Genomic DNA, 13087 nt, shown 5'->3' on the forward strand with positions numbered 1-13087 from the left:
CACAGGTATTGCTACATATGTAAACGTAAAGTTACATAAAATACACATGTGAGGGGAATGGTTTTAATGGGATTAATGACTGGCGAACAATACGTAGAAAGTCTTAGAGAATTGAATTTAAAAGTTTATATGTTTGGAGAAAAAGTAGAAAATGTAGTAGATAACCCTATAATTAGGCCTTCAATGAATTCAGTTAAAATGACTTATGATTTGGCACAAATGCCTGAATATGAAGATTTATTGACATCTACTTCAATAATTACAGGTGAAAAAATTAACAGATTTGCTAATATACATCAAAGCACAGAGGATCTAGTTAAAAAAGTTAAAATGCAAAGATTATGTGGGCAAAAAACCGCTTCATGCTTCCAAAGATGTGTTGGCATGGATGCATTTAACTCTGAATATAGTACCACTTATGAAATAGATAAAGCTTATGGAACGGAGTACCATGAAAGATTTAAAAAGTTTTTAAAATATATTCACGAAAATGATTTAATAGTAGATGGAGCAATGACAGATCCAAAAGGAGATAGAGGTCTATCAATATCAAAACAAGAAGATCCAGATATGTATCTTAGGGTAGTTGAAAGAAGACCTGATGGTATTGTAGTCAGAGGGGCAAAGGCTCATCAAACTGGTATATGTAATTCTCACGAAGTTTTAGTTATGCCAACTATTGCTATGAGACCAGAGGATAAGGACTATGCAGTATCATTTTCAGTACCAACAAACACAGAAGGCATTATTATGATTCTTGGACGTCAATCCTGCGATACAAGAAAAAGTGAAGAAGGCGCAGATATAGATGTTGGAAATTATAATTATGGTGGAGTAGAAGCTTTAACTATCTTTGATGATGTATTCGTACCAAATGAACGAATATTCTTAAATGGAGAAACAGAATTTGCAGGTATGCTTGTTGAAAGATTTGCAGGATACCATAGACAAAGTTATGGCGGATGTAAAGTTGGCGTAGGTGATGTGCTTATTGGCGCTACGGCACTCGCAGCAGATTATAATGGAACTAATAGAGTATCACATATTAAAGATAAATTAATAGAAATGACTCACCTAAATGAAACACTATACGCTTGTGGAATTGCATGTTCTGCAGAAGGTCATAAAACTGAATCAGGTAATTATATAATAGATTTGTTACTTGCTAATGTATGTAAGCAAAATGTTACAAGATTCCCATATGAAATAGTAAGACTTGCTGAAGATATCGCTGGAGGATTAATGGTAACTATGCCTGCAGATAAAGATTTTAAAGATCCAATAACCGGACCTTATCTTGAAAAATATTTAAAAGGTGTTGCATCTGTTTCAACTGAAAATAGAATGAGAATATTAAGATTAATAGAAAACTTAGCACTTGGAACCGCGGCAGTTGGTTACAGAACAGAATCAATGCATGGTGCAGGTTCACCACAGGCTCAAAGAATAATGATAGCAAGACAAAGCAATTTAGCCCATAAAAAGGCCTTAGCAAAAGTGATAGCTAGAATAAAAGAATAAATTATTTATAAAATACATTTTTCATAATATGAAAACCTTAAATATATAAGGGGTAACCCACCCCGCATATATTTAAAAGAATGGAGTGACGTAATGTTTGCTGAAATTGAAAAAATCCTTGAGATGAATGTCAGACCAAAGCTAAAAGATCACTATGGAAATATTGAACTTGTTAGCTTCGACGATGGAATAGTTGAAGTTAAGCTTTTGGGGCAATGTAAGGGATGTTTATCTGCAAAATTTACCATTGAAGATGTGGTTGAAGTTGCACTTAAAGAAGCAATTCCTAGCATTAAAAAGGTAATACTTAAAAATGAAGTAAGCGAAGAGTTATTAGAACAAGCTAGAAAATTTTTAAGTAAGGGTAATAGAGGGAAATAATGAAAATTGGTATTAAATATTGTGGAGGATGTAATCCAACTTATGATAGGCCAGGGGTAGTGTCAAGATTAAAGAAATATATTGGCAAAGCGCACAGTATTGAAACGGCAAAACACGGGATTATTTATGATGTGGTTGTTATTTTATGTGGATGTACCAGTGCTTGTGCGAGTCACCAAAATCTTGAAGCTAAATATGAAAAAGTATATATAACTTGTGAAAACGATAACAGAAAATTGCTTAATATTATAGACAAAATCAAAGTTTTGTAATTGGGGAGAGTGATAATTATGAACTTAGAAGAAATTTATAAATCAAAGGTTATTACGGCGGAGCAAGCAGCAGGGAAAATAAAGTCAGGAAACAGGGTAGTTACAGGACATGCTTGCGGAGAGCCAACAGATGTTATAGCTGCAATGGTAGCTAATAGTAAGGCTTATGAAAATGTTGAAATCGTACATATGGTGGCAATGAGTAAAAGTGAATATGCAAAGCCAGGCATGGAAAAACACTTTAGACATAACTCATTATTTGTAGGGAGAACTACAAGGGAGTCAGTAAGCTCAGGAAGAGCAGATTTTACACCATGTTTTTTTTCTAAGGTACCTGAGCTATTTAAAAATGGTTATCTACCAATAGATGTGGCAATTGTTCAAGTTTCAGCACCAGATGAGCACGGTTGTTGTAGTTTCGGTGTATCTATTGATTATACAAAGACTGCAACGGAATGTGCAAAAATGGTGATTGCAGAAGTAAATAATAAAATGCCAAGAACTATGGGAGACTCTTTTATACATATTTCTGATATTGATTATATTGTAGAAGTAAGTCATCAAATAATAGAGCTTAATCCTCCTAAAATTGGAGATGTTGAGAAAGCTATTGGAGAGTATTGTGCTTCTTTAGTTGAGGATGGTTCCACACTTCAACTTGGAATAGGAGCTATCCCAGATGCAGTACTTTTATTTTTAAAGGACAAAAAAGACTTAGGCATACATTCGGAAATGATTTCAGACGGAGTAGTTGAACTTGTTGAAACAGGAGTTGTAACAAATAAGGCTAAGACAATTCATCCAGGGAAAATAGTAGTAACTTTCCTTATGGGAACCAAAAGACTTTATGACTTTGTTGATAATAATCCAATGGTTGAAATGTATTCTGTAGATTATGTAAATGACCCGGTTATAATTTCAAAAAATAATAAAATGGTTTGTATAAATTCTGCTATTCAAGTAGATCTTATGGGGCAGGTCAATGCAGAAACTATAGGTTTAACTCAGTTTAGTGGAACTGGTGGACAAGTTGATTTTATTAGAGGTGCAGCTATGGCAAAGGATGGAAAATCTATTATTGCCATGCCGTCTACAGCAAGCAAAGGAAAGATTTCCAGAATTAAACCAATGCTTGATGAAGGAGCAGCGGTTACAACTTTGAGAAACGAAGTGCAATACGTAGTTACTGAGTATGGTATCGCAGAGCTAAAAGGTAAAACATTAAGAGATAGAGCAAGGTCTCTCATAAATATTTCTCATCCAGACTTTAGACCTTCACTTATGCAAGAATGGGAAAAGAGATTTAAAGCCAAATTTCAAAATTAAATGCAAATTATAGGGGGAAACAAATGAGGAAAGGTTATGTGTATATTATTCTAACTGCTCTACTATACAGCACTCAGGAAATTGCAAATAAAATGCTGGTTAAAAATGGAATGGATTCATTTCAAATTACATTTCTAATATTCACAATCGGCGCAATACTATTAACTCCATTTGCAATAAAAGATATTAAAGCTAAGAAGTTAAAGCTTGGTATAAATGATGTTGGCTACTTTGCATTAAATGGTGCACTATGTATACCCATCTCAATGGCGCTGTTATCATTTGCAGGTAAATATACTCTAGCTTCAACTTCAGCGGTTATATTTAGTTCAAATGCGATATTTACAGTACCCTTTGCTTATTTAATTTTAAAAGAAAAGATTAATAAAGCGACATTAATATCTCTTTTGGTAGGTATTTTAGGTGTTATTATAATTTTCAATCCATCAAAAATGGTAGCAGGAATGAATGGTGAATCTTCTAATTTGTTAGGAATAACACTTGCATTAGGTGCAGCTATAGCCTGGTCGCTATTTACAGTAATTAGCAAAATTAGAATAAATCAATACGGTGGTTATGTATTTAACTGTATAGCATTCTATATTGGAGCATTCTTTGTATTAATAATACTTTTAGCTACAGGAAGACCTATATTCAAAGGAATTGATGGTAATGCAGGTTTAGTACTCGTGTACATGGGCCTATTTATAAAGGCACTTGGATATGTATTCTACCTTGGAGCAATAAGGTTAACATCAGCAGTTACAGCATCCTTAGTATTTTTAATAAAGCCTGCTTTAGCTACTATGCTCGCTGTAATGATACTTGGAGAGAAGCTTGAATTAAATATAGTTATAGGAATTGGATTTATTATTGTGAGCTCGTATATTGCATTTAAATCTAAGCGAGCTTCAGAGATTTCTCAAGTAGTTACTAACTAAATACTTAAGATAATCTTTTACATTTAATATAAACTGGAGGTGTAATTTTGGAAAATACGAGAATAAGAAGTCAAGAAGTTATGAAAAAAGTAGTTTCTGCGCAGGAAGCAGCGGGTCTAATAAAAGATGGTATGGTAGTTGGAGTAAGTGGGTTTACTCCATCAGGTTATCCTAAGGATGTTCCTTTAGCTCTTGCGCAAAGAGTTAAAAGTACTGGCGAAAAAATGAAACTCACATTGTATACAGGTGCTTCTGTTGGTGCAGAAATAGATGGAGCTTGGACTGAGGCGGGTATAATTTCAAAAAGAATGCCCTATCAAACTAACAGCAATTTAAGAAACTGCATTAATAAAGGGCTTACAGAGTATATTGATATGAATTTAAGCTGTATGCCTCAATTTGTAAATTATGGATTTTTACCTAAAGTTAATGTTGCAATTATAGAAGCTTTGGCAATTACGGAAGAAGGCAACATAATCCCTACAACAGCAGTGGGGAATGCAGCTACTTATGTGGAAAATGCAGATATGGTTATTATTGAAGTTAATGAAAATCAGCCATTGTCATTAGAAGGTATTGCAGATATTTATACGTTAGAAAATCCTCCCTTCAGGAAGCCAATTCCAATAACACATCCGGGAGATAGGATTGGAACAACTTATATACCTTGTAAACTTGAAAAAATTGCTGCAGTTGTGATGACAAATACATCTGATAAAACAAGAGCGTTAAAACCTATTGATGAAACTTCTAAAGCAATTTCAAAAAACTTAATAAATTTTCTTGAAAATGAAGTTAAAGAAGGAAGGCTCCCAGAAAATTTATTACCTTTGCAATCAGGAGTTGGGAATGTAGCGAATGCAGTGCTTGCAGGACTTTGTGAAACTAATTTGAAAAAGCTTACTTGCTATACAGAGGTAATACAGGATTCTATGCTTGATCTTATAAGATGTGGCAAAGCAGAAATGGTTTCAGCTACAGCATTAAGCCCTTCACCAACTGGAATGGAAGCTTTTAGACGTGACGTTGGCAGTTTAAAAGATAAAATTGTATTGAGGCCTCAGGAAATAAGTAATAATCCAGAAGTTATTCGAAGGCTTGGAGTTATTGCTATGAATACAGCTTTAGAGGTTGATATATATGGTAATGTTAATTCAACTCATGTTATGGGTACAAAGATGATGAATGGAATAGGTGGCTCTGGAGATTTTGCAGGAAATGCTTCTTTAACCATATTTACAACAGAATCTATAGCCAAGGGTGGAGATATATCTTCAATAGTTCCAATAGTTTCGCATGTAGATCATACAGAACACAATGTTATGGTAATTGTTACTGAACAAGGCACCGCAGATTTAAGAGGTAAGAGCCCAAAGGAAAGGGCAGTTGCGATTATTAATAATTGTGCTCATCCTGACTATAGGCCACAACTTTTGGAATACTTGGAGAAAGCAGAATGTTGTGCTGGAAAGCATACCCCTCATGTGTTATGCGATGCGCTATCCTGGCATGTAAGGTTTATGGAAACAGGTACAATGAAGATGAATAAAAAATTATAAAATGTATTTTCGTTAAATAATATGATAATCTAATAGTAAGTTAATATAAAAAAATATATAAATATATAAAACAATATATAAAACAAATAGGAGGAAGATAAAATGGATAACAAGGCATATATAAATGAAATGATGATTAAGGCAAAGACAGCTCAAGCAGGTATTGCAAATTATAATCAAGAGCAGGTGGATGATTTAGTTAGAGTTATTGGTAAGGTTATATTTGATAATGCTGAAATACTTGCAAAAGAAGCGGTAACTGAAACAAGAATGGGAGTTTATGAAGATAAGGTAGCTAAGAACATGGGTAAGTCAAAGACTATATGGAACAGTTTAAAAGGTAAAAAATCTGTAGATATCATTGGAGCAGAAGAAGGAAAAGAAGGAATAGTACTAGTTGCTAAGCCAAAGGGAGTTATAGCTTCTATTACACCAACTACAAATCCAATAGTTACACCTATGTGTAATGCCATGTTTGCATTAAAAGGAAGAAATGCAATTATTGTTGCTCCACACCCAAGATCTAAGGATTGCTCAGCACATGCTGTTAAACTAATGAATGATGAACTAAGGAAACTAGGAGCACCAGAAAACTTAATTCAAATAATATCAGAACCATCTGTTGAATTAACTGGAGAATTAATGGCAGCTGCTGATACAGTTGTAGCTACTGGCGGAATGGGAATGGTAAGGGCTGCTTACGCAAGCGGAAAACCAGCATTCGGAGTAGGAGCAGGAAATGTTCAAGTTATTATTGATAGAGATTATGATTTTGATAAAGCTGCTAAAGATATTATAGCAGGAAGAAAGTTTGATAATGGTATCATCTGTTCTGGAGAACAATCAATTATTGCTCCAGTTGAAAAACATTCTGAAATAATGAAGGCATTTGTTGATAATGGTGCATACTACATTGAAGATGAAGCAACAATTGATAAGTTTAGAAAGGTTATGTTCCCAGGTGGAAGTATAAATGGCAAACTTGTTGGTCAATCAGTTCAATTTATTGCTGATATGGCAGGAGTTGTGGTTCCTGAAGATACTAAAGTAGTTATACTAAAAACTAAAGGAATAGGATCACTAGATGTACTTAACAAGGAAAAAATGTTCCCATTTATGATCACAATGACTTACAATACTTTTGAAGAAGCAGTAGAACTAGCTAAAACTAACCTTTTATATGAAGGCGCAGGTCATACTACAGCGGTTCATTCAAATGATAATGATCATATTGAATATGCAGGAAAAGAATTACCTATAAGTAGATTAGTTGTTAATCAAACATCATCAACAGGAGCGGGTGGAAGTTTCAATAATGGATTCAATCCATCTACAACTCTTGGTTGTGGATCTTGGGGAAATAATTCAATATCTGAGAACTTTACGTATTACCACTTAATAAACATATCAAGAATAGGATATTTCAATAAGGATGCTAAGGTTCCAACTATAGAGGAAATTTGGTCAAAATAATATAGAGTTATTAGGTTTCAATTTATGTTGAAACCTAATTTCAATTAAATTAAATAGGAGGTAAAATAATGAAATTATTTTCAATTAAGTCACAAATTCATAAGTTTGATACAGCAAGGGATTTTGCTGAAACCTTTAATATCGGTGAAGGAGATTTTGTATTATCAAATGAATTTATATATAATCCTTTTTTCGGAAGCCTAAATCTTAACGCTGAAGTAGTTTTCCTAGAAAAATATGGAGTTGGAGAACCTTCAGATGAAATAATTGATGCAGTTCTCGCTACTATTAAGGGGAAAAGTTTTAAAAGGATTTTTGCTGTTGGTGGCGGTAGTGTTATTGACATAGCAAAGCTTCTTGTAATAAAAGGTGATAATACAGCATTAGATTTATTTGAGAAAAAAGTTCCACTTATAAAGGATAAAGAGCTTATAATAGTTCCTACAACTGCTGGAACGGGTTCAGAAGTTACAAATTTATCTATAGCTGAAATTAAAGCTAAACATACAAAAATGGGCCTTGCTACAGATGAATTATTAGCTGATCATGCAGTACTTATTCAAGAACTAGTTAAAGGACTACCATACAGATTTTTTGTTGCTAGTTCAATTGATGCGTTGATTCATGCTATTGAGTCCTATGTATCTCCAAAATCTAATCCATACACAGAATTATTTAGTGTTAAAGCAATGGAATTGATTTTAAAAGGATACGTTCAAATAATTGAAAAAGGTGAAGAATACAGAAAAGAAATAATTGAAGATTTTGTAATAGGTAGTAACTATGCTGGTATTGCTTTTGGAAACACAGGGGTTGGTGCTGTTCATGCACTTTCTTATCCACTTGGTGGAACTTACCACGTTCCTCATGGAGAAGCAAACTACCAGATGTTTGTTGAAGTATTTAGAACTTATAATAAGAAAAATCCAAATGGTAAAATTAAAGATATTAAAAAAATACTTGCAGATATTTTAAATGTAAATGGTGAAGATGATGTATTTGCAGCACTTGCCAACATACTTGATAAATTATTAACTAGAAAACCTTTGAAAGACTATGGTATGAAGGTAGAAGATATTGAAGGCTTTGCGGATAGCGTTATTGTAGGTCAGGCAAGACTTTTAGCTAATAATTATGTGCCTTTAAGCAGAGATGAAATTAGAGACGTTTATAAGAATTTGTATTAAAATATAATGAGAGAGGTTTAAACCTCTCTTTTTATAGTATATGATATACAACATAAAATTAGGAGGTATTGCATGTCGAATTTAGATTTTATTTATAAAAGACACAGTATACGAAAATTTAAGGACGAAGTTATTCCTATGATTGATTTAGAGGAGATTATTAAAGCGGCTATTCACGCTCCATCGGGTAAAAATGTTCAGAATTGGCACTTTGTAATAATTAGAAATAAAGAAAAGATAAATGAAATTGTAAAAGTCGTGGAAGATAAAAATTCAGAAATAGCATCTAAAATTGTAGATGAAAATATTAAGGCAATTTTCACTAAATCTTTAAAATACCATATTGCATTTAGGAATGCCCCTTGCTTAATTCTAGTATATGCTGGAAATTATAAACCAACAGGATTTGAAGAATTTAAGGCCATTAATGAAAGCGCAGATGATATAAAAGAACTTTTTAATACTGCACCAGGAATACAGGGAGCATCGGCCGCAATGGAAAACTTATTACTTGCAGCAGCGAGTCTTGGCTATGGAACATGCTGGATGACAGGTCCAAATTATGCTGCAAAAGAAATTGGAGATGTGCTTAATTTTAAAAAAGAAGAGTATTCATTAATGGCATTAACCCCTATTGGATTACCATTAGAAGAGGAAAATAAAAGCCCTCGTAGAAAGCCTGTAGATGAAGTTATTACAGTTATACTCTAAAAAATTCTTATTGATGATACCAAAGATTTTTACTAAAAATTAATGAATAGAAGCAGGGTGATTTTGTACTTAATTATCTTGATTCTATTTATTTTCATGTTCTTGGGTCGCGCTTTTTTAGATGAAATGCTGAATTTCTTTTAGGTATACAAGTTAAGATACTTAGTATATACTAAATAATAAGATATATGTATTATACAGGGATTTATAAATTTTTTTGCTAATATTTGTGAAAATAATCACAATAATTCATTGAAATACTAAGAAAAATGCATTCAGACATATTAAAATGACAGTGGTTTTGGTAACGATTTCTCACTAAGTGAAAGCTATATTAAATTAGATAATATATAGTCAAAACAAAAAAATATAATTTAGGATAGTGATAGGTATGAACTTGGAATATATTTACAAATCAAAGGTCATTACGGCAGAACAAGTGGTAGGAAATAAAATCGGAGGTTAACTTATGTCTATTAAAAAAGAGTTTGTGAAAGAACAACCATATATACCTGCAGGTCCCTTTAAAATAAGAATACCTGGAATTCACTATAAGTTTCAAATGGCAGATTATATTCAAGGATTACTGATGTGTGCGGTTTGTCTTGGAGCTATTCCAATGCTCCAGGAATTTTTAGGAATGCCTTTTGAAGTATCAATGGCAGTTGTTGTGTTAAATGGTATATTTTATTGTGCACATGTATTTTTAGGGGATCCAGTTGTGCCTGGGTGGGTTACACCAGCCATTCCACTTCTCATTCTTTATGTAAGTGATTATGCCATAGGACCTGAAAGAATACAAGCATTAATAGCATTTGAAATGAGTCTAGGAGCTTTAGCATTATTATTAGGTGCTACAGGACTTGGCAAGAAGATAGTTCACATTGTTCCTAATGCTATGCAGTCCGGCATTATAATTGGAGCTGGTATTGCAGCTGTAAATATTATATTTGTAAAAGGTGCTCGTTTTGATCAATTCCCTATTTCTATCGTTGTTTGCGTAGGGTTAGGTTTCTACCTTTTATTTTCAAATCATTTTAAAAGTATTAGCAATAAAAATAAAATTTTAAAAGCAATATCTAATTTAGGCATACTACCAATTATAGCACTTGCGATAATATTTGCGCCTTTAGTTGGGGAAACAGCTTGGCCTAAGGTAGAATGGGGTATAACAAAACCAGCTTTTGGAGTTTTATGGACACAATGGACCCTTTTTTCTAAAGATATAGGGTTTCCTCCAGTTAAAATGTTTATAAATGCTCTACCGATGGTTATTTCTGCATATATAGTTTTATTTGGTGATATGATACAATCTCAAGCGTTAATAGGAGACTGTAAGAAGGAGCGACCAGATGAACTTATAGATTATAATTCGAACAGATCTCACATAATATTTGGTCTTCGTAACATGCTAATGTCTGTAATAGGACCAGATCTTACAATGTGTGGACCACTATGGGCAGCAATGCAAGTTGTTATTTGTGAAAGATATAAACATGGCAAGGAATCTATGGAGTCGATATTTGGTGGAGCGGGTTCCTTCAGATTCGGTACGCTTACTGGATATTTACTCTTACCAATAGTTTCCCTATGCAAACCTATCTTAGGAATTGCACTAGCATCTACAATGCTAATACAGGGGTATGTTTCTATAAGGGTAGGAGTTTTGAAGGCACGTACAGCAAATGATCTAGGTATTGCAGGTGTTATGGCTGCTGTAGTTGCAACAAGAGGGGCAGCTTGGGGATTAGCAGCAGGCATTGTACTTTGTATAATCATTCAATCAGGAAATAAACCAAAATTTGATGTTATGCTGTTTGAAAATGAAGAACTGGAGGCATAAGCAAGAGAAAGACTTTTGAATAAAAGGAATAGAAGCGAGGTGATTTTACATTTTATTATACTGCTTCTATTTATTTTCATGTTTTAGTGCCTTTTTTATTTTGTTAAGTTTTGTACAAAATAAAAAAGGCTAATAATAGTTATGAAGTTTCAAAGCGATGTATTTTAATAAATACATTGGAAATATGGTTATATATATAATTAAAGAACCTTATTTAGGTATACAAGTTAAGAGAATTAGTGTATACTAAAAGAATAATAAGTGGAAAGATAAGCCAATTAGAATTGGTGTGAAAATGAACAAGTTTAAAAAATGCAGGAAGAACAATAAATATTAGTATATATATTATGCAGGAGTTTATAAATTTCTGTAAATTCGCTTTCTAACATTTGTGAAATAAATCACAATAATCCATTGAAATACTAACAAAAATGTGCTAATAAAAATTTTAAGAAATATTATAACCTTATTTATAACAACGTTTCCTTAAAAACTGAAACTATGATATTAAAATATTTAATATATAGTCAAAACAAAAATTTTATAATTTAGGAGAGTGATTGGTATGAACTTAGAAGAAATCTATAAATCAAAGGTGATTACGGCGCAGCAAGCGGCAGGGAAAATAAAGTCCGGAAATAGGGTAGTTACAGGCCATGCTTGTGGAGAGCCAACAGAGATTATAGCTGCAATGGTAGCTAATTGTAAGGCTTATGAAAATGTTGAAATTGCACACATGGTTCCTATGGGAAAAGCTGAGTATACTAATACTGGAATGGAAAAACATTTTAAGCATAATGCTTTATTTGCAGGCGCTCCTACAAGAGAAGCCATTAGAGATGGAAGAGCAGATTTTACACCTTGTTTTTTTTCTAAGATACCTGAGCTATTTAAGAAGGGCTATCTACCAATAGATGTGGCAATTGTTCAAGTTTCAGCACCAGATGAGCACGGTTATTGTAGTTTCGGTGTATCTGTCGATTATACAAAGACTGCAACGGAATGTTCAAAAATGGTAATTGCAGAAGTAAATAATAAAATGCCAAGAACTATGGGAGACTCTTTTATACATATTTCTGATATTGATTATATTGTAGAAGTAAGTCATCAAATAATAGAGCTTAATCCTCCTAAAATTGGAGATATTGAGAAAGCTATTGGAGAGTATTGTGCTTCTTTAGTTGAGGATGGTTCCACACTTCAACTTGGAATAGGAGCTATTCCAGATGCAGTACTTTTGTTTTTAAAGGATAAAAAGGACTTAGGTATACATTCGGAAATGATTTCAGACGGAGTAGTTGAACTTGTTGAAACAGGAGTTATAACAAATAAAGCTAAGACACTTCATCCAGGGAAAATAGTAGTAACTTTCCTCATGGGAACTAAAAGACTTTATGACTTTGTTGATAATAATCCAATGGTTGAAATGTATTCTGTAGATTATGTAAATGATCCGGCTATAATTGCAAAAAACAGTAAAATGGTCTGTATAAATTCTGCTATTCAAGTAGATTTTATGGGGCAGGTAAATGCAGAAACTATTGGATTAACTCAGTTTAGTGGGACAGGTGGACAGGTTGACTTTATTAGAGGTGCAAGTATGGCAAAGGACGGTAAATCTATCATTGCAATGCCTTCTACAGCAAGTAAAGGAAAGATTTCAAGAATTACGCCTTTGCTTGATGAAGGAGCAGCTGTTACAACTTTGAGAAACGAAATACAATACGTAATTACTGAATATGGTATTGCGGAGCTAAAAGGTAAAACATTAAGAGATAGAGCAAGGTCGCTCATAAATATTGCTCATCCAGACTTTAGACATTCACTTATTGAGGAATGGGAAGAAAGATTTAACTGTAAGTTTTAGTAAAAT

At 33.2% G+C, this 13087-nt stretch carries 11 protein-coding genes; all 11 read left to right on the forward strand.

The window, feature by feature from the left end; all coding sequences use genetic code 11:
- Positions 1-66 precede the first annotated feature (66 nt).
- The 11 genes from ACWJKP_RS10085 (at position 67) to ACWJKP_RS10135 (ending at position 13081) form a co-directional block, all read left to right on the forward strand.
- Entirely contained in the window at positions 67-1521 is a 1455-nt protein-coding gene (locus tag ACWJKP_RS10085; RefSeq protein ID WP_165413384.1) for a 4-hydroxyphenylacetate 3-hydroxylase family protein, read from the forward strand.
- Between the two features lie 93 nt (positions 1522-1614).
- A complete protein-coding gene (locus ACWJKP_RS10090; RefSeq protein WP_165413385.1) occupies positions 1615-1902 on the forward strand; it encodes a NifU family protein in 288 nt (95 codons plus the stop codon).
- Entirely contained in the window at positions 1902-2174 is a 273-nt protein-coding gene (locus tag ACWJKP_RS10095; RefSeq protein WP_165413386.1) for a hypothetical protein, read from the forward strand. The genes ACWJKP_RS10090 and ACWJKP_RS10095 overlap by 1 nt, the downstream gene beginning before the upstream one ends.
- A gap of 18 nt (positions 2175-2192) precedes the next feature.
- Positions 2193-3500: an acetyl-CoA hydrolase/transferase family protein gene (locus ACWJKP_RS10100; protein ID WP_165413387.1), complete on the forward strand. Its 1308-nt coding sequence runs from the start codon at positions 2193-2195 to the stop codon at positions 3498-3500.
- 23 nt (positions 3501-3523) lie between these two features.
- Positions 3524-4441, forward strand: coding sequence for a DMT family transporter (locus ACWJKP_RS10105; RefSeq protein WP_165413388.1), 918 nt, complete (start codon positions 3524-3526; stop codon positions 4439-4441).
- Between the two features lie 80 nt (positions 4442-4521).
- Positions 4522-6000: an acetyl-CoA hydrolase/transferase family protein gene (locus ACWJKP_RS10110; RefSeq protein ID WP_165413413.1), complete on the forward strand. Its 1479-nt coding sequence runs from the start codon at positions 4522-4524 to the stop codon at positions 5998-6000.
- Positions 6001-6102: 102 nt separating this feature from the next.
- Positions 6103-7473 carry an aldehyde dehydrogenase family protein gene (locus ACWJKP_RS10115; protein WP_165413389.1) on the forward strand — a complete coding sequence of 457 codons (1371 nt, stop codon included), beginning with the start codon at positions 6103-6105 and terminating at the stop codon, positions 7471-7473.
- A 68-nt stretch (positions 7474-7541) separates the two neighbouring features.
- Complete coding sequence (locus ACWJKP_RS10120) at positions 7542-8660, forward strand: 4-hydroxybutyrate dehydrogenase (protein WP_165413390.1); 1119 nt, start codon at positions 7542-7544, stop codon at positions 8658-8660.
- Between the two features lie 72 nt (positions 8661-8732).
- Positions 8733-9371 (forward strand): nitroreductase family protein, encoded by a 639-nt coding sequence (locus ACWJKP_RS10125; protein ID WP_165413391.1) that lies wholly within the window; start codon positions 8733-8735, stop codon positions 9369-9371.
- A gap of 469 nt (positions 9372-9840) precedes the next feature.
- A complete protein-coding gene (locus tag ACWJKP_RS10130) occupies positions 9841-11214 on the forward strand; it encodes a hypothetical protein (RefSeq protein ID WP_165413392.1) in 1374 nt (457 codons plus the stop codon).
- 565 nt (positions 11215-11779) lie between these two features.
- Positions 11780-13081: an acetyl-CoA hydrolase/transferase family protein gene (locus ACWJKP_RS10135; RefSeq protein WP_165413393.1), complete on the forward strand. Its 1302-nt coding sequence runs from the start codon at positions 11780-11782 to the stop codon at positions 13079-13081.
- Positions 13082-13087 lie beyond the last annotated feature (6 nt).

This window comes from Clostridium sp. CM037 (genome assembly GCF_055081095.1).